18 protein-coding genes, 1 other RNA gene and 1 pseudogene are annotated in these 16574 nt (G+C 62.7%); 7 read left to right on the top strand and 13 right to left on the bottom strand.

Features of this window, described 5'->3' with window-relative positions; translation table 11 throughout:
* Complete coding sequence (locus V6766_RS08530; RefSeq protein ID WP_448465442.1) at positions 1-444, bottom strand: hemerythrin domain-containing protein; 444 nt, start codon at positions 442-444, stop codon at positions 1-3.
* 265 nt (positions 445-709) lie between these two features.
* Between V6766_RS08530 and glmU the strand changes: the two genes are divergently transcribed.
* Genes glmU through V6766_RS08515 form a run of 3 tightly spaced genes read left to right on the top strand, consistent with a single transcriptional unit; the run spans position 710 to position 4405 of the window.
* Complete coding sequence (gene glmU, locus V6766_RS08525) at positions 710-2077, top strand: bifunctional UDP-N-acetylglucosamine diphosphorylase/glucosamine-1-phosphate N-acetyltransferase GlmU (protein ID WP_448465440.1); 1368 nt, start codon at positions 710-712, stop codon at positions 2075-2077.
* A 4-nt stretch (positions 2078-2081) separates the two neighbouring features.
* A complete protein-coding gene (glmS, locus tag V6766_RS08520) occupies positions 2082-3908 on the top strand; it encodes a glutamine--fructose-6-phosphate transaminase (isomerizing) (RefSeq protein WP_448465438.1) in 1827 nt (608 codons plus the stop codon).
* Positions 3905-4405 carry a GNAT family N-acetyltransferase gene (locus tag V6766_RS08515; RefSeq protein WP_448465436.1) on the top strand — a complete coding sequence of 167 codons (501 nt, stop codon included), beginning with the start codon at positions 3905-3907 and terminating at the stop codon, positions 4403-4405. The genes glmS and V6766_RS08515 overlap by 4 nt, the downstream gene beginning before the upstream one ends.
* A gap of 13 nt (positions 4406-4418) precedes the next feature.
* Here the strand turns inward: V6766_RS08515 and V6766_RS08510 are convergent, their stop codons facing one another.
* The 4 genes from V6766_RS08510 to ssrA form a co-directional block, all read right to left on the bottom strand.
* Positions 4419-4631: a ribbon-helix-helix domain-containing protein gene (locus V6766_RS08510; protein WP_448465434.1), complete on the bottom strand. Its 213-nt coding sequence runs from the start codon at positions 4629-4631 to the stop codon at positions 4419-4421.
* Positions 4628-4822 carry a DUF4169 family protein gene (locus V6766_RS08505; protein ID WP_448465432.1) on the bottom strand — a complete coding sequence of 65 codons (195 nt, stop codon included), beginning with the start codon at positions 4820-4822 and terminating at the stop codon, positions 4628-4630. Before V6766_RS08505 ends, V6766_RS08510 begins: the two co-directional genes overlap by 4 nt.
* Before the next feature lie 7 nt (positions 4823-4829).
* Positions 4830-5306: an SspB family protein gene (locus V6766_RS08500; protein WP_448429190.1), complete on the bottom strand. Its 477-nt coding sequence runs from the start codon at positions 5304-5306 to the stop codon at positions 4830-4832.
* Between the two features lie 98 nt (positions 5307-5404).
* Positions 5405-5763, bottom strand: a transfer-messenger RNA (tmRNA) gene (gene ssrA / locus V6766_RS08495).
* A 134-nt stretch (positions 5764-5897) separates the two neighbouring features.
* On the opposite strand from ssrA, the gene thyA reads away from it, so the two are divergent.
* Complete coding sequence (gene thyA, locus V6766_RS08490) at positions 5898-6824, top strand: thymidylate synthase (RefSeq protein WP_448465430.1); 927 nt, start codon at positions 5898-5900, stop codon at positions 6822-6824.
* Here the strand turns inward: thyA and V6766_RS08485 are convergent.
* From V6766_RS08485 to V6766_RS08475, 3 genes are all read right to left on the bottom strand, one after another.
* Positions 6782-7036 (bottom strand): SCO family protein, encoded by a 255-nt coding sequence (locus V6766_RS08485; protein WP_448465709.1) that lies wholly within the window; start codon positions 7034-7036, stop codon positions 6782-6784. The two genes, thyA and V6766_RS08485, sit on opposite strands and share 43 nt — an antisense overlap.
* A 269-nt stretch (positions 7037-7305) precedes the next feature.
* Entirely contained in the window at positions 7306-8313 is a 1008-nt protein-coding gene (locus V6766_RS08480) for a DUF1775 domain-containing protein (RefSeq protein WP_448465428.1), read from the bottom strand.
* A 61-nt stretch (positions 8314-8374) separates the two neighbouring features.
* The gene (locus tag V6766_RS08475; protein ID WP_448465426.1) at positions 8375-8737 is read right to left on the bottom strand and encodes a hypothetical protein; all 363 of its coding nucleotides are present in this window, start codon (positions 8735-8737) and stop codon (positions 8375-8377) included.
* Between the two features lie 120 nt (positions 8738-8857).
* Between V6766_RS08475 and V6766_RS08470 the strand changes: the two are divergent.
* Positions 8858-9306, top strand: a pseudogene (locus V6766_RS08470) (ornithine cyclodeaminase family protein); the annotation flags it as partial.
* Positions 9307-9358: 52 nt separating this feature from the next.
* Here the strand turns inward: V6766_RS08470 and V6766_RS08465 are convergent.
* From V6766_RS08465 to V6766_RS08455, 3 genes are read right to left on the bottom strand one after another with little or no spacing between them, the layout of a single operon-like run.
* Positions 9359-10852, bottom strand: coding sequence for an FGGY-family carbohydrate kinase (locus tag V6766_RS08465; protein WP_448465424.1), 1494 nt, complete (start codon positions 10850-10852; stop codon positions 9359-9361).
* Positions 10853-10882: 30 nt separating this feature from the next.
* Positions 10883-11683, bottom strand: coding sequence for a BtpA/SgcQ family protein (locus V6766_RS08460; RefSeq protein ID WP_448465422.1), 801 nt, complete (start codon positions 11681-11683; stop codon positions 10883-10885).
* Between the two features lie 53 nt (positions 11684-11736).
* Positions 11737-12588, bottom strand: coding sequence for a DeoR/GlpR family DNA-binding transcription regulator (locus V6766_RS08455; protein WP_448465420.1), 852 nt, complete (start codon positions 12586-12588; stop codon positions 11737-11739).
* Positions 12589-12758: 170 nt separating this feature from the next.
* Here V6766_RS08455 and V6766_RS08450 point away from each other — a divergent pair, with 170 nt between their 5' ends.
* Entirely contained in the window at positions 12759-13538 is a 780-nt protein-coding gene (locus V6766_RS08450) for an SDR family NAD(P)-dependent oxidoreductase (protein ID WP_448465418.1), read from the top strand.
* A gap of 62 nt (positions 13539-13600) precedes the next feature.
* Entirely contained in the window at positions 13601-14770 is a 1170-nt protein-coding gene (locus tag V6766_RS08445) for an ABC transporter ATP-binding protein (protein WP_448465416.1), read from the top strand.
* Between the two features lie 76 nt (positions 14771-14846).
* Here V6766_RS08445 and V6766_RS08440 read toward each other — a convergent pair whose 3' ends face one another.
* Positions 14847-15665: a carbohydrate ABC transporter permease gene (locus V6766_RS08440; RefSeq protein ID WP_448465414.1), complete on the bottom strand. Its 819-nt coding sequence runs from the start codon at positions 15663-15665 to the stop codon at positions 14847-14849.
* On the bottom strand, positions 15662-16555 hold the full coding sequence (locus V6766_RS08435) for a carbohydrate ABC transporter permease (RefSeq protein WP_448465707.1): 894 nt from the start codon (positions 16553-16555) through the stop codon (positions 15662-15664). The genes V6766_RS08440 and V6766_RS08435 overlap by 4 nt, the downstream gene beginning before the upstream one ends.
* Between the last annotated feature and the right edge of the window lie 19 nt (positions 16556-16574).

The following is a 16574-nucleotide window of genomic DNA, read 5'->3' as shown; positions in this document are numbered from 1 at the left end:
TTACTGCTTCGTGGCCTGCAGACTTTCGAGAAAGTCCTTTTCGAACACGATATGCCGACGCAGCGTGGTGAAAAGGCCGCGCAGCAGATAGCCGGTCGCCTCGGTATTGACCTCTTCGCCCCGGGCGAGCCGTCCCAGCGCCTCGCTGGCCTCCTCGGCAAAGCACAGATCCTCGAAATGCTCCTGATGAAGCCGGTCGAACATCGCCGCCGCCCCACCTTTGCGGCGCAATGGCGGAAATACCTGTCTTTCCTCGCGTTGCTGGGCGAGCTTCAAGAGAGGCATCAGGGTCTCGGACAGGCACTGGCAACTGTGCCGGTCGATATTGCCGGGCAGCGAATCGGCCACCGCCTCCAGCGCATCGCAGAGCCCCAGAATCGTGCCATGTGTCGATGAGAGCGCCGAGAACGGCGCCAGGTTCTTGACCAGCATATGTTTGTTCACAACTGTTTCCCGGATGCAATAGTTCGGCCTTCCGCCAGACCGTTCCGTCGTTATTAGAGTTTAATGCCGGTTGTGTTTCATTGACCTGGGTCAAGATGGCTTGCGGGGCGTCGCAGCGTTCGGCGCAGGGCAGGGCGCGTGCCGCGGAAAACACGCCGCATCGCGGCTCCGCACATAAAAATTGTTCACATTTTTTGAATAGGTCTCGGTCAGGATTCGGCTACAAGCGATATCTGATAAACCGGCGAAAACGGAAGGGGATTTCATGTCACGCAGCGCACTGGCAATCGTTCTGGCGGCGGGCGATGGAACGCGGATGAAATCGGCCAGGACCAAGATGCTGCACGAGGTGGCTGGCCGCGCGATGGCGGCGCATGTGGTGGATACCGTTTCCCGTTCTGGCGTCGATGCCGTAGCGCTTGTCGTCGGCCGCGATGGCGACCGGGTGGCGGACGCCTGCGCGCTGCCCGGCGTGGCGCTTGAGACCTATGAGCAGCGCGAACGGCTTGGCACCGCCCACGCCGTTCTTGCCGCCCGCGCGGCGCTGGAACGCGGCTATGACGATGTGATCGTGACCTATGGCGACACACCGCTGGTGACGGGAGAGACGCTCGACAAGGCGCGGGCGGCGCTCGAAGCGGGCGACGATGTCGTCGTGATCGGCTTTGAGACCGACGAGCCGACAGGCTATGGCCGGCTTCTGACCCGCGACGGCGCGCTCTGTGCCATCCGCGAGGAAAAGGACGCCACCGACGAGGAGCGCAGGGTGACGCTCTGTAACAGCGGTCTGATGGCCTTCAACGGCAGGCGCGCGCTCGCACTGCTCGATGCGATCGGCAATGACAATGCCAAGGGCGAATACTATCTGACCGACATCGTAGAGGCGGCGCTTGCAAGCGGCGGGCGCGCCGGCGTTGTGATGGCCGACGCCGAAGAGGTGCTCGGCTGCAACAACCGCGCCGAACTCGCCGAACTCGAGCGCATCTGGCAGGCGCGCCGCCGCCGCGAACTGATGCTTGAGGGCGTCACCATGATCGCGCCGGAGACCGTGTTCCTTTGCCACGACACCGTGATCGGCCCCGATTGCGTGATCGAGCCGAATGTTTTCTTCGGCCCCGGCGTCGAGATTGCCGATAATGTCACGATCCACGCCTATAGTCACATCGAGGGCGCGAGGATCGCGGCCGGCAGCAAGGTCGGGCCGTTCGCGCGGCTGAGGCCGGGCGCGGTGCTGCATGAGGATGCCAAGGTCGGCAATTTCTGCGAGGTGAAGAATGGCGATATCGGCGTGGGCGCCAAGGTCAACCATCTGACCTATATCGGCGATGCCAGCGTCGGTGCGCGCGCCAATATCGGCGCGGGCACGATCACCTGCAATTATGACGGGGTGAACAAGTTCAGGACGGAGATCGGGGCGGACAGTTTCATCGGCTCCAATTCCTCGCTGGTGGCGCCGGTGCGCATCGGCGACCATGCCTATGTCGGCTCCGGCAGCGTGGTGACGCGCGATGTGCCGGACAACGCGCTTGCGCTCGCGCGCGGACGCCAGGAAAACAAGGAAGGGCGCGCCGAAATGCTGCGCGCCCGCTCGCTGGCCATCAAGGCGGCGCGCAAGAAGGACGGGGGCAAGTGACCATATGTGCGGAATAGTGGGGATCGTTGGCGTTCGGCCGGTGGCTGAACGTCTCGTCGATGCTTTGAAGCGACTTGAATATCGCGGGTATGATTCGGCCGGCATTGCTGTGATCGAGGAGGGCGAACTGGTGCGCCGCCGCGCGCCGGGAAAGCTCGAAAACCTGCGGGTCTGCCTGGCCGATGATCCGGTCGACGGCGTCACGGGCATCGCCCATACCCGCTGGGCCACGCATGGCGTTCCCAACGAGGCCAATGCCCATCCCCACATCGCCGGTGATGTCGCCGTCGTTCATAACGGCATCATCGAGAATTTCGCGGAACTGCGCGCCGAACTGACGGCCAAGGGCGTCAACTTCTCCAGCGACACCGACACCGAGGTCGTCGCACGGCTGCTGGACGATTATCGCCGCGCCGGCATGGCCCCGCGCGATGCGGTGCTGGCGATGCTCCAGAGGGTCACGGGCGCCTTCGCGCTGGTTATCCTGTTCAAGGACCGGCCGGATACGCTGTTCGTCGCCCGCTATGGCCCGCCGCTAGCCATCGGCTATGGCGACGACGAGATGTATGTCGGCTCCGACGCGATCGCGCTTGCGCCGCTTGCCACCGGCATCTCCTATCTGGAAGACGGTGATATGGCGATCGTCGATCGCGACGGCGTGGTGTTCTGCGATTTTGCCGGCGAACCGGTGCGCCGTCAGCGCCAGCCGCTCCAGCTTTCCGCGATGCTGATCGACAAGGGCAATCATCGCCACTTCATGGAGAAGGAGATTTTCGATCAGCCCGAAGTGATTTCGCACACGCTCGGCCGCTATTGCGACTTCGCGGCGGAACGAACCGCGGCGGCAGAAGACGGCATCGATTTTTCGAAAATCTCCCGTCTCACCATCGCCGCATGCGGCACGGCCTATCTCTCCGGTCTTATCGGCAAGTACTGGATCGAGCGCTATGCGCGCCTGCCGGTGGAGATCGATGTCGCCTCCGAGTTCCGCTACCGCGAACTGCCGATATCGGACGATACGCTTGCGCTGTTCATCTCGCAGTCTGGCGAAACCGCCGATACGCTGGCCTCGCTGCGCTATTGCAAGGAGCAGGGCGCAAAGACCGGCGCGCTCGTCAACGTCACCGGCTCGACGATCGCGCGCGAGGCCGATGCGGTGTTCCCGATCCTGGCGGGGCCGGAAATCTCGGTCGCCTCGACCAAGGCCTTCACCTGCCAGCTCGCGCTGATGGCATCGCTCGCTTTGCGCGCCGGGCGCGAACGCGGCACGCTCTCGCCGGAGGATGAAAAGGAGCTGGTGCACGCGCTTTCGGAAGTGCCGCGTCTGATGAGCCAGGTGCTGCACGCCGTGCAGCCGCAGATCGAAAAGCTCTCGCGCGAGCTTTCGCATTTCCATCACGTTCTCTATCTCGGTCGCGGCACCAGCTTCCCGCTGGCGATGGAAGGCGCGCTCAAGCTCAAGGAGATCACCTATATCCACGCCGAGGGCTATGCCGCCGGCGAGCTGAAGCACGGGCCGATCGCGCTGATCGATGAAAACATGCCGGTGATCGTGATCGCGCCGCACGACCGGTTTTTCGAGAAGACGGTATCGAACATGCAGGAGGTCGCCGCGCGCGACGGCAAGATCGTGTTCATCACCGACGAGAGCGGCGCGAAGGCCTCGGAGCTGAAGACCATGCAGACCATCGTGCTGCCGGACATGCCGGAATTCATCACGCCGATGGTGTTCTCGCTGCCGATCCAGCTCCTGGCCTATCATACCGCGGTGTTCATGGGCACGGATGCCGACCAGCCGCGCAACCTCGCCAAGGCGGTGACGGTGGAATGATCATCCGCCGGGAACGCCTGGGTGATGTCGCTGCGGTCTATAAACTCGTGGCCGCGGCCTTTGCTGGGACGCCGTACAGCGATGGCAGCGAGGCCGACATCATCCGAAGGCTGCGCAAGGCGGGCGCCCTGTCGCTGGCGCTCGTTGCGGAGGAAGAAGAGCGGGTGGTCGGCCATATCGCGTTCTCGCCGGTCGGCATTTCCGATGGAACGGACGGCTGGTTCGGGCTCGGCCCGCTCGCCGTCGATCCTGCGTTTCAGGACCGCGAGATCGGCACCTCGCTCGTGCTCGGCGGGCTGGAGCTTTTGAAGGACGAGGGCGCGCATGGCGTCGTGGTGCTCGGCGCGCCCGGCTTCTACCAGCGCTTCGGCTTCCGCCACGAGCCGGCGCTGACGCTGGACGGCGTGCCGCCGGATCACTTCATGGCGCTTGATTTCGATGGTCATGTGCCAAGCGGTAAGGTCGCCTATCACCGGGCATTCTACGGCGAGGTCTGAGAAGGGCAGGGGCTCACTTCCCCGCCTTTACCTCGGCAAGCACGAAAAGCCGGATGGCGGATGACAGGTTGATCTCGCCATCCCGCGCGTCGTCGATTTCAGCGATAAGGGCCGCGAGGCTGAGATCGCGGGCGTGCGCGATCCGGGACAGTTCCGTGTAAAACGCATCTTCCAGGGAAAAGCTGGTGCGGTGGCCGTGCAGGCTGATGGAGTGCTTGCGGATCACGCCTCGCCGTCGCCGCGCTCGCGCCGCCCCTGATCGAACCGGCGCTCAGCCTTGTCGCGCTCAAGCTTCTCGCGCTGCTTCTCGCCCTTGGTGAGGCCGTGAAGCGCGCGATTTTCAGCGGCTTTCTGCTCGGATTTGCGGCGTTCGTTGCGTTTGCGCTGCTGCCGCAGATTGACGATCTCGGCGCACATCGAACGTTCAGTGCTTCTTGCGGAAGGCGTCGAGCGAGACCACGGACGCGCCGTCATCGCCGCCGGGCGTATCGTCGCCGTCGTTCATCGGCGGATCTGTCGGCGTCTCGTCTTCTACATCAAGCGTGGCGACGTCGAATTCGAGCTCAAAATTCACCGAAGGGTCGTAGAAACCGACGATGGCGTTGAAGGGAATGACGAGGCGCTCCGGCACGTCGGAGAAGGACAGGCCGATCTCGAACAGCGCGTCGGTCACCTTCAGATCCCAGAACTGATGCTGGATGACGATGGTCATCTGCTGGGCGTATTTTTCCTTCAGCGCCGGCGAGATTTTCACGCCGGGCGCGCCGGTGAGGAAGGTGATGAAGAAATGATGTTCGCCGGGCAGGTGGCCGGTAGCGGCCACTTCGGCCAGAACCTTGCGGATCATGCCCCGCAATGCATCCTGCGCCAAAACGTCGTAGCGAATATGGTCCTGCCCCATTAAATCTTCCTGCCTCTCGCCCGGTTGCTGCGTTCCCCACAGCCATAAGTCGGCTTTTCGGAAATCGCAATCATTATAGGGGATTTTGTTCAAAATCAGGTGGAGGCTTCTGTTGCCAGGTGCCTCCGGACCCCGCCTTACAGTGCTACCCGCAAGGACTTAAGGTGGGTTTCTGGAACCGCCATTAGGCAGCTACAGCGTAACCCTGAGCTTTGTTGTCATTTGCAACTACTCGTTTGACCCGATAACGGTGGTATCATGCCGGGTAAAAGGTCAATCTTTACACTCTTGTCGATCCTGTTTCGCCCCCATCAAAATCAGGCCTTCCCGCCTGATCATGGTGGAGGCGCCGGGTACCGCCCCCGGGTCCAATGAGCTTATTGCATTGCCGTTTATCACCATAGCCGGTCAAGCCGGCAGACCTGATATAAGTGTTTCAAAAGCTTCTGGAAAGGGGCGAGGACCGAGAAATTCCGCTCCCGGGCCCGCAGACGCCGCATTCCGGTGGGCAACCGTTCAAATTCAGCGCCGATATCTTGCCTTGCCGGCCCGCCGTCGTCAGACTTGCGGCTCGATTCCAAGGAGCTTCGCATGGCGCGCCATCCCGAATATCAGTATCTCGACCTGCTCGAGCACCTTTTGGAAAAAGGCGACCGCCGGATAGACCGCACCGGCGTCGGCACGCTTTCCGCCTTCGGCGCGATGATGCGCTTCGACATTTCCGATGGCACGTTTCCGGCGTTCACGACCAAGCGCGTCTACTGGAAGACCGCGATCAAGGAGATGCTGTGGTTCCTGACCGGCCAGACCAATATCCAGTCTCTGCTTAAGGAAAACGTCCGCATCTGGACCGACTGGCCGTTGGAGAAATACCGGAATGCCACGGGCGAACAGATCTCGCAGGAGGCCTTCGAGGAACGCATTCTCGCCGATGACGCATTTGCGCTTGAGTGGGGCGATCTCGGCCCCGTCTACGGCAAGCAGTGGCGGCGCTGGCTCGATGCCAATGGCAAGGAACACGACCAGATCGCGACCGTCATCGAGACGCTCAAGACCAATCCGGCAAGCCGGCGCATGCTGTTTCACGCCTGGAATGTGGGCGAGCTTGACCAGATGGCGCTGCCGCCCTGCCACATGACCTATCAGTTCCATACCTCGGAGAACAAGGGCGCGGGGCCGGGCGAACCGAAGCTCAAGCTTTCCATGCTGCTGTTCCAGCGAAGCCTCGATGTCGGCCTCGGCGCGCCCTTCAACTGTGCGGCCTCCGCTGCGCTGCTTAGCATGGTCGCGCAACAGGTCGACATGGTCCCCGGCGAACTGATCTGGATGGCCGGCGATTATCACCTCTATTTGAACCATCTCGATATGGCTCAGCAACTGGTCGCCCGCGAACCGCGCCCGTTCCCGAAACTCCGCCTGCTGCGCCGCCCGGCCTCCATAGACGGCTACCGGATCGAGGACTTCGAGGTAACCGCCTACGATCCCCACCCGGCGATCGCCGCGCCGGTGGCGGTGTAGGGGTAGACGATACCAATTGCGCCTGGCCCGGCCCGGGCGAGATTGTGGCGGGCTCTTTGAACTCCATTGAAGTGAATCGGGCGCCTCGCCATGGGATCGACCGCGAGCAGCCAGTCATTGAGCTCATAGAGGGTCGTCTCGCAGACTTCCGGGCAATGGGTGAAGCCGGAAAAGATCGCGGTCGGCCTTTTGCGGAAGGTTGCCTGAGCGATAGGGGAGCCGTCATCGGCAGTCAGCGTGAAGTCCGTCCCATCGGGATTTGATTCATCTCTTTATTGGCCTGGTCGATCTCATAGACCAGCCAGCCGATCAAAGCGCGGACGATGACGATGGTTGCCCGTGGCGCGCGTCAAAGGTTTTTCATCCTGATATCCTGCCTCTTGCCGCAGCGGAACATGCGGCAGGCAGGCCGCCCGCGGCATGGTGCGGTGCTTGAAACCACGAATGGCCGGAGCGTCTCAGGCCATTCGGGGGACAGAGGTTACTGGGATCCGGCGTTCATCTTCATGTCGCCGTGATCCATGCTGCCATGGTCCATACCGGCATCCTTCGCGGCGATGCTCTTGACGGCGAAGGGCACGGTTACCGTACCGGCCTTTTCGAAGGTCAGCTCGACATCGATGACGCTGCCTTCGGCCAGCGGGCCGTTGAGCTGCATGAACATCACATGCATGCCGCCGGGCGAAAGCGTCACGGTTTCATGAGCCGGAACCGGAATGCCGTCGGTCATCCGGTACATCTTCATCACCTCGCCATCCATGCGCATATTGTGAAGCTGCAATTCGCCGGCGACATCGGAAGAGGCGGCGATGAGGCGGTCGTCGGCATCGCCATTATTGGTGATCGTCATGAAACCGCCGCCGACCGGCGCGCCGGGCAGGGTGGCGCGGGCAAAGGCGCCGTCGATTGCGAGGTCGCCGAGCGTCACATGGTCCGGCGCCGTGGCATCATCGTGGCCGTGATGGTCGTCGCCGCCCTTGGCGGCGGTAACGGCGAGTTTCGGCGCGGGCTCGCCGTCGCCGGCTTCGCCCGTGGCGGTCCAGTGGTTGGCGCTGCCATCGGCGCAGAGCTGCTCAGCGGGGAAGTAGAGCGCCGTGCCGGGTGCGATATCGGAAGAGAGCGAGCCGCGCATGACGAATTCATCGTAATGGGCGTCGGGCAGTTCGCCGCCCTTCCATATCACCTCGGTCACGCCTTCGCTGACCGGCGCGCCGTGGTTCATATAGGTGTTGGCATAGGCGCCCGTAACTGTTTCGAGCTCCCAGCCGGCATGCGGCATCGGCTTTACGCTGTAAAACCCTTCAGGCACCTGAACGCGGATTTCGGTGGTCGCCGCGCCGTCGCAGCCATGCGGTACGCGAATGACGGCCTTGTAGCTGCCGCCGGCGGGCGCTTCGTTGGTTTCAAGGGTCATGTGGGCGTTGGCGGAAGAAAGGCAGGCAAGGCTGATAACGCCGGCCCATGCGAGACGGCTCATGAACGTGGTCATGGAAAATACTCCGTTTGGAATTGTCATGATTTTTTGGGCTGTTGAAGCCCGCGTCAAAAAATCAGACGGCAAACGGCGGCGCGCGCGGATTGTAGTGATCGGTGTGGAGGACGAGCGTCGGGGCCTGGTCGTTCACCGTGAAGACATGCGCCACAAGGCAGGTATAGGCCGGAACGGCCTCGTCCGGCGGGGACGGCAGGATGGCGGCATCCTGGCGGCAGGCATGGCAGGGGCCATGGCTTGCGGTCCCGTGGTCGGCAGGCCCGCTGCCGCAGACAACGCTCTGGGAGGATGCCAGGAGCGAACCGGCATCATGATGCGTCAAGGCCGGCATATATGGCTGATAGACAAAGGCAAGCGCAAAGACGGCGATCACGGCCAGCGCCGCCGCCAGTTCCCGCATCGCTGCCTTCAATCCCCGCAAACCCAATGCCTCCCCATCATCGCGCTGTTTCGCCGAAGCTTGCATAAGCTCGGCGAAACAAGAATGGAAGCCGCAATTTATTGCAACCTGCCAATTTGACGCAAGCGAAATGCGAGGCCGGTGCAGGAGCGTGTGCCGCTCGGTGGCGAGGCGGTCGGTTGAGCCGAGAACGCCTTTGCGGCCCTTGCCGGTGGAAAGGTGATCATGCCGCCGATTCTGAGCCTCGCGATCAAGGAAGCGAATGGCGAAATAGACGTGAAGACGGCCTATGTGCCCGGTCTCTCGACAGTTTTGCCATAAAAGTCTCGCCCGGCTTCTTCGACAATCCAAAGATCGGTCTGCCGAGCACGTCCGGATTGATGAGGGTTTTCCCGGCCAGGACCGGGGTTCTCGAAGCCCTGCTCCTCGACAACGGCTATCTGACCGACGTGCGCACGGCGGCCGCCGGCGCCGTGGCGGCCAGGCCCTGTTCGCGCGAAGACTCCGCGACGGCCTGCGTTTTCGGCGCGGGCATGCAGGCGCGGCTTCAATTGCAGGCGCTAATGCTCGTCCGTCCGGTGAAGAAGGCGAGCACTTCCTGCGCGCCAGCTCGAGATGATCTGATCGACCTGGACCGGCGGATTAGGCGGAGGCACGTGGTCGGTAGAGTGCGCGGAAGCGGGCATAGCCGTCATCATAGACCGCCCGGTTCGACACATCGGGCTTGATCGTGACGCCGTGCCCGACAAAGGCCGTAACGCCCGCCCAGTCATCGACGAGCCCGGCGCCCATCGCCGCCGTCCAGGCAACGCCGAGGCAGGAGCCCGGATGGCCGGTCAGACATTGCACGGGCTGTTGCAGCACATCGGCGACGATCTGCATCCAGATTCTGCTCTGCGCACCGCCATCGGAAACCAGGAAACGCCTGGTTTCGAGCCCCATGTCGTTCAGCACGTCGACATGGTGTCTCAGCGCATAGGCATAGGATTCCAGGAGCGCCCGCCACAGATGGCCGATATCATGGGAAAGGGTGAGGCCCGAGATCAGTCCGCGCGCATCGGGATCGTGGATCGGCGTCTTCTCGCCGAGCAGATAGGGCAGGATGATCACGCCCTCCGCACCCGCCGGACGGTTTTCCGCCAGCCGGTCGAGATAGCGATAGGTTGATATGCCTTCGGCTTCGGCGGCTTGCTGCTCCTTGCCGGCAAAGGTGGCGATGAACCAGTTCAGCGCCGAGCCTCCCGTCGACATGCAGCCGTTCGGCATATAAAGGCCGGGGATCAGGTGGTAGTCGAGAAACAGGCGGGGATCGGGGTGCACATTGTCGGTTGCCGTCAGGATATCGACGGCGCCGCCGAATTTCGAAAGAACATCGCCGGCCTCCTGCACGCCCGCACCGAAGGCCGAGGCGACCATATCGGCAGCGCCGCCGACAACCGGCGTTCCCGCGCGAAGGCCGGTGAGCGCGGCAGCTTCCTCGCTGACGGTTCCGAGCACCTCATGCGAGGCGATCTTGGGCGGAATGGCGCCGGGCGGAAGATGCGCCCAGCCGATCAGATCGTCATCGAGTTCGCCGCGCGCGACATCGACGAAGCCCGCTTCCAGCGCCCAGTTCTGCTCCACGGCGCGTTTGCCGGTGAGCTTGAAATTGATGAAGTCGTAGGAGCCGAACACCGTGGCGATGCGGGCAAAGACATCCGGCTCGTGCTTTTCGATCCAGCGCAGTTTGGCGGTGACAAGCTGCTGGTTGATGCCGTTGCCGGCCTTGACGATGAAGGCGGCCTCGTCGCGCTCCCGGCGCATGGCCTCGACCTCGCGCCCCGAACGACCGTCGCTTTGCTGGATGCTCGGCCGCAGCACGGTCCCGGCCTCATCCAGGAGCACCACGGCCGGCAACATGCCGGTGACGCCGACCGCGCCGATTTCGGCCGGGTCGGTGCCTTCCAGCGAAAGCAGTTCGCGCGTGATCGCCTGGACGTTCTGCCACCATTCCGCGGGGTTTTCCTCCGCCCAGCCATGATGCGGTGAGGACAGCGTGACCGGTCTCGAGGCGATCCCCACAACGCGGTCAGGCAGAGCGATCAGAATGCCGATCGTGGATGTCGTTCCGATATCGAGTCCGATCACATGGGTCATGGCGCCTCCGGCTTGTGTCTCGACCGAGGGTCAGCGCAGGGTGGCGACCTTGTCCATGAAACGGCTGACCCGGTCCTTGTCGACCGGCTTCCAGGTGTCTCCATCGACCTTGAAATGCGTGCCGATGATGCAGCCATCGGCAACCGACATGACATCCGTCACATTGTCGATATTGACGCCGGTATTGGCGAAAACCGGCACCTCATCGATCGTCTCGCACACGGTTTTCAGGTCCGACTGATCGGCGGGCTGGCCGGTGATCGGACCGGAAACCAGAATGGCATCGGCCATGGAGGAGAACACGGCGCTCTTGGCTCTGAGCGCGATCGGGCGCTGGTCGAGCGGGTGCGCGAATTCGGCGTTGATGTTGAAAAGGAGCTTCATGTGCTTTGCGCCGAGATTGGCGCGCAATCGCGCGGGCGTGGCGCAGTCGGGCGCCCAGACGCCCATGTCGGAGGCAAAGACGCCGGTGAAGATCTCGCGGACGAAGCTTGCGCCGGTGACCGCGCCGATCGCAACGCTCGCTTCCGGATCCCAGAGATAATTAACGCCGAAGGGCACCTTGATTTCCGGTTTCAGCGCCTGCACCACGGCGGTCATCGCGGAAATGCCCTCGACGGGAGCCTTGAGGACATAGGGCCGATCGTTCTCATTGCCGAACATGATTGCGTCGACGCCGCCGCCCTGCAGCTTCTCGATATCGGCAAGCACATCTGCGATCAGCTTGTCGAGACCGCCATCCTTGTCATATTGCGGGGAACCGGGCAGGGCGCCGATATGGGCCATGGCGATCACCGCCTTCTTCCTGGCGCCGAAGAACTCGAAAATCATTGAAGCACTCCATTTGAGAAAGCAGTCTGTCGGGCGCGGCCCGCATAATGCGGTCAGGACGCCATTTTGCGCGCGGGGCTGGCGGTACGGACCTCCACCTTGGCCGCGGCAAGGGCCTTTGCGAGGTCCGCCGGCGGCTCAGCATCGGTGATCAGCACATCGAACTGTTCAAGTTCGGCGACATGGACTAGCGACATGCAGGAAAACTTGGAGGCATCGCACAAAACCACCTTGCGCGTGGAGCGGTTCAGGAAGACGCGCTTCATCTCGGCGTCATCGAAGGAATAGTCGTAAATTCCCTGCGGGGTCAGTCCGGAAATGCCGATGAAGGCGATGTCGAACCAGAGCGCGCTGAATTCGGCGATGGCCGCCGGGCCGGAGATCGACATTTCGTCGCCGCGCATGCGCCCGCCCGGCAGATAGACCTCGGCCAGGCCCTCACCGAGCACAAAGGCGTTTCGGACAGAACTGGTGAAGATCTTGGTGTGCTGGCGGTCCTGCAGCCGTCTGGCCAGAAGCAGCGTCGTGGTGCCGACATCGAGCGCAATGGTGCGAGCGCCGGCGGAAAGTGTCTCGGCCTCAACGGCGATGGCCTGCTTGGCCAGCGCGTTCTTGACGGTTCTGAGCTGGAACGACGGCTCGCCGGGAAGGGGTGCCGGGGCGGCGGCAGGTTCCGCGCTCTGTTCGGAGCGCACCGCGCCTCCATGGGTGCGGGCAAGCTTGCCCTCCTTTTCCAGTTCGGCAAGGTCGCGCCGTACAGTCATCTCGGAAACGCCGAGCTGTCCCGCGACATCGGAGACCGAGAGCGCGCCGAATTCTGCCAGAACATCAAGGATGCGCGCATGACGCACCTGCGCGAGAACCTTGGTTTTCTCTCCGGTCTTTTCTCCCTGGCCACCCTGCAAGACGTCTCCTTTCGGCGTGTTTCGAACATGCGCAGCCTGCTCTTCCACAAGCGCTACGATATTGAACTTCATGATTAGCAGCAGGTTCGAACAAATTCAAACATTAATTTCTCTTGTTGTGTATGTTTTTGTTGATATATGATCGAACTAATCAAAAAGGGGAACGAAAAATGACACAGCCGGTCTTTCCGGAGCTTGAGGGTCGCAAGGTCGTGGTTACGGGTGGCGCCACTGGTATCGGGCGCGCCATCGTGGAGGCGCTCAGACGCCAGAAGGTCGATGTCGCGCTGTGCGATATCAATCCCGAAACGGCGGCGAAAACCGCCGCCGAAACCGGATCCGTTGCCATAGCGATTGACGTGCGCAAGCGGGCTTCGGTGGAGGCGGCATTCGCCGAGGCGGAAGAAAAGCTCGGCGGCTTCGACATGTTGTTCGCCAATGCCGGCGTCTCCTCCATGCAGCACGCGCTGGAGCTGACGGATGAGGAGTGGGACTTCAATTTCGACGTCAACACGCGCGGCATCTTTCTCACCAACCAGATCGCCGGCCGCCGCTTCAAGGCCAATGGCAAGGGCGTCATCGTCAACACCGCCTCGCTTGCCGCCAAGGTTGGCGCGCCGCTGCTTGCGCATTATTCGGCAAGCAAGTTCGCCGTGCTCGGCTGGACGCAGGCGCTGGCGCGCGAGCTTGCCGGCGACGGCATCCGCGTCAACGCGATCTGCCCCGGTTTCGTCAGAACCTCGATGCAGGAGCGTGAGGTCGAGTGGGAAGCCAGCCTGCGCGGCATGACGCCGGAAGAGGTGATCGCGGATTACGTTTCGCAGACCCCGCTCGGCCGGATCGAAACGCCCGAGGACGTCGCCGACGTGGCGGTCTTCCTCGCCAGCAACTCCGCCCGCTTCATGACCGGGCAGGGCGTGAACGTGACCGGCGGCGTGTACATGACGTGAAGCCCGCCCAGAGACAGGAAATGCGGCTGGCAATGAACCGACGGGGATAACCGGGTAATCCAATGGCAGACATTATTTTCGACGGTATCGGCAAGCGCTATCCGGACGGGTATGCGGCAATCGCCAATCTCGATCTCCATATCAGGGACGGCGAGTTTCTGGTGCTTGTCGGCCCGTCCGGCTGCGGCAAATCGACTGCGCTCAGGATGATCGCGGGTCTTGAGGATATCACCGACGGGCGGCTGATCATCGACGGCGTCGTCTCCAACAATCTCGCGCCGCGCGATCGCGACATCGCCATGGTGTTCCAGTCCTATGCGCTCTATCCGCATCTGAATGTCGAGGAGAATATCGGCTTCGGCCTCAGGGTTCGCGGCGCGGACAAGCAGGTGCTGGCGAAGAAGGTGCGCGAGACGGCCGAGCTTCTGGAGCTTTCCGAGCACCTGAAGCGCAAGCCCGGCCAGCTTTCGGGCGGTCAGCGCCAACGCGTCGCCATGGGCCGGGCGCTGGTGCGCGATCCCAAGGCCTTCCTGATGGACGAGCCGCTCTCCAACCTCGATGCCCGGCTGCGCGGGCAGATGCGCACCGAGATCGCACGGCTGCAGAAGCTCACCGGCGTCACCACCGTCTATGTCACCCACGACCAGGTGGAGGCGATGACCATGGGAGACCGCGTCGCCGTCATGCGTCATGGCGTTCTCCAGCAACTCGATACGCCGCGCGCGCTTTACGATACGCCCGCCAATCTCTTCGTCGCGGGCTTTATCGGTGCGCCGTCGATGAATTTCATGGCGGCCGATCTTTTAGCGGTCGAGGGCGGGATCGAGGCTCGCCTCGGGCCGTTCGGCTTTGTCTTCGGGGCTGGCGATCTTGCCCTGCGACCGGGGCTCGACCGCTCGGTCGGCGACCGCGTCATCCTCGGCATCCGTCCGGAAATGTTCACGCCGGTCGCTGGTTCCGAGAGCGTGGCCAATGCCGTGACCGGCGAAGTCGTCTTCGTAGAGGATCTGGGGGCGACGCTTCTTGCCCATATCGACCTCGGCTCCGCCGATGGCAGTCTGCGCGAAATCGGTCATGACGGCGAGGGTGACGGCGCGCTGTCAGCACCGCGCCTGCGCGTCGTTCTGGACGGCCAGATGCGCATCCGGGCCGGCGAGACCATCACGCTCGCCGTGGATGCCGGAAATATCCATGTCTTCAATGCGCAGACGGAGCGCGCGATCCGGGATTGAACGGGTCACAAGGCCGTCGTGAGAACAGCGCCGGACCTTTCGTCTTGGATAACGGCCAGCCCTCCAGCCGAGCTTGTCAGTGAATCCCCTTCGTCAGTCCCTGCACGAAATAGCGGTTCAGAAACAGGATCACGATCACGATCGGGATGGTGGAGAAGTGCGCCAGCGCGCCGAGCGTGCCCCAGGTGATGTCCTTGGTGCCATAGGCCGACAGCAGCGCCACGGAGAGTGGTTTTGATTCCAGCCGGGTCAGGAACATCGGGTAGAGGAAATCATTCCACGAAAACATCAGGCAAAACAGCACGCAGGCGATGATGCCGGCCATCACGGCGGGCAGCGCCACCTTGAAGAAGGCGCCGAACTGGGTGCAGCCATCCGTCAGCGCGGCTTCCTCGAGCTCCGGCGGTAACTCGCGGAAATAGGAAAACATCAGCCAGGTGACGAAGGCCGAGTTCAGCATCGAGTTGATCAGCACGACAGACATCCAGCTTCCCAGAAGGCCGATATCGCGCATCATCAGGTAAAACGGGATGAGCGCCGCGACCGACGGGATCATCCGGATCGCCATCAGGAAATAGGCAATCCCCATGGCATAGCGGCTTTTCGAACGCGCCAGCGCATAGCCGGCCGGAACGCCAAGCGCCAGCGACAGGATGACCGAGCCGGTGGCGATCAGCACGCTGGAGCGCAGCAGGCTCCAGACATCGAACAGCCGGAAGATCGTGCGGAACTGGTCCAGCGTGGGCGAGAAGCCGAAGGTCGGCGGTATCGAGAAGATCGCGCTTGACGGCTTGTAGGCGGTGGTTGCCAGCCACAGGAAGGGCGCCAGAAAGAACGCCAGCATGATGAGGAGAAAGGCGCGGCGGCCGGTCTGAAGCCAATAGCGTGCTGTCATTTCCCGTTGGCCTTCCTGTCTGCATGGCGGATCATCATCACGAAGCCCGCGGCAATCAGGGCTATGATCAGCAGGGTGAGGTTGGCGATCGCCGAGGCCTTGCCGATGTTGAAGAATTCCAGCCCCTGCTTGACCGCGTGCAGCATCAGCGTGTTGGTGGCATTGCCCGGCCCGCCGCCGGTTGCGACATAGACCGTATCGAACACGCGGAAGGCATCGACGGTGCGCAGGATCAGCGCCAGCAGAATGGCCGGCAGCATCAGCGGGATCACGACGATCCTGAGCTTCTGAAGCCCCGTTGCGCCATCGACGGAGGCAGCCTCGAGGATGTCTGCGGGAAGCGCCTTCAGGCCTGCGAGCAGGATCAGCGCCACCAGCGGCGTCCACTCCCAGACATCGATGAAGATCAGGGTCGCAAGGGCGGCGTGCTGGTCTGCCAGCAGGCCGCGCGGATCGGTAAGCCCCCATTGGGCGAGGTAGTAGCCGATCATGCCATAGTCGGCGGCCAGCAGCCCCTTGAAGATCAGGCCGACGACCAGCGGTGTGATGGTCACGGGGATCAGGATCAGCGCCAGCGCCAGCCGGTTAAACCGGTCATCGCGCCACAGCGACAGCGCCAGCGCAAAGCCGAGCAGAAGTTCGAAGAACACCGCGCCGATGGTGAAGATCGCAGTATTGATCAGCGCCTGTCGGCTCACCGGGTCGGTGATGATCTCGATATAATTGTCGAGACCGGCGAATTTGGTCCGCTGCGGGCGGATCAGATTGTAGTCGTAGAGGCTGTACCAGATGCCCTGCGCCAGAGGCCAGATGCCGACAACCAGCACGTAAGCGACGACCGGCACGGCCATGATGGCGAGAAAGACCTTTCGTCTCGTGGCAAAGGCCATTCCCTTGGGCTCGATCAAC

The organism is Martelella sp. AMO21009, assembly GCF_053484295.1.
This window is presented reverse-complemented; position numbering and strand designations above follow the sequence as displayed.

What these genes read in the sequence shown, in the direction of transcription:
- glmU (WP_448465440.1), top strand. Translation starts at nt 710, where the DNA reads ATGTCACGCAGCGCACTGGCAATCGTTCTGGCGGCGGGCGATGGAACG.
- glmS (WP_448465438.1), top strand. Translation starts at nt 2,082, where the DNA reads ATGTGCGGAATAGTGGGGATCGTTGGCGTTCGGCCGGTGGCTGAACGT.
- V6766_RS08515 (WP_448465436.1), top strand. Translation starts at nt 3,905, where the DNA reads ATGATCATCCGCCGGGAACGCCTGGGTGATGTCGCTGCGGTCTATAAA.
- V6766_RS08505 (WP_448465432.1), bottom strand. Translation starts at nt 4,822, where the DNA reads ATGTGCGCCGAGATCGTCAATCTGCGGCAGCAGCGCAAACGCAACGAA.
- V6766_RS08500 (WP_448429190.1), bottom strand. Translation starts at nt 5,306, where the DNA reads ATGGGGCAGGACCATATTCGCTACGACGTTTTGGCGCAGGATGCATTG.
- thyA (WP_448465430.1), top strand. Translation starts at nt 5,898, where the DNA reads ATGGCGCGCCATCCCGAATATCAGTATCTCGACCTGCTCGAGCACCTT.
- V6766_RS08480 (WP_448465428.1), bottom strand. Translation starts at nt 8,313, where the DNA reads ATGACCACGTTCATGAGCCGTCTCGCATGGGCCGGCGTTATCAGCCTT.
- V6766_RS08465 (WP_448465424.1), bottom strand. Translation starts at nt 10,852, where the DNA reads ATGACCCATGTGATCGGACTCGATATCGGAACGACATCCACGATCGGC.
- V6766_RS08460 (WP_448465422.1), bottom strand. Translation starts at nt 11,683, where the DNA reads ATGATTTTCGAGTTCTTCGGCGCCAGGAAGAAGGCGGTGATCGCCATG.
- V6766_RS08450 (WP_448465418.1), top strand. Translation starts at nt 12,759, where the DNA reads ATGACACAGCCGGTCTTTCCGGAGCTTGAGGGTCGCAAGGTCGTGGTT.
- V6766_RS08445 (WP_448465416.1), top strand. Translation starts at nt 13,601, where the DNA reads ATGGCAGACATTATTTTCGACGGTATCGGCAAGCGCTATCCGGACGGG.
- V6766_RS08440 (WP_448465414.1), bottom strand. Translation starts at nt 15,665, where the DNA reads ATGACAGCACGCTATTGGCTTCAGACCGGCCGCCGCGCCTTTCTCCTC.
- V6766_RS08435 (WP_448465707.1), bottom strand. Translation starts at nt 16,555, where the DNA reads ATGGCCTTTGCCACGAGACGAAAGGTCTTTCTCGCCATCATGGCCGTG.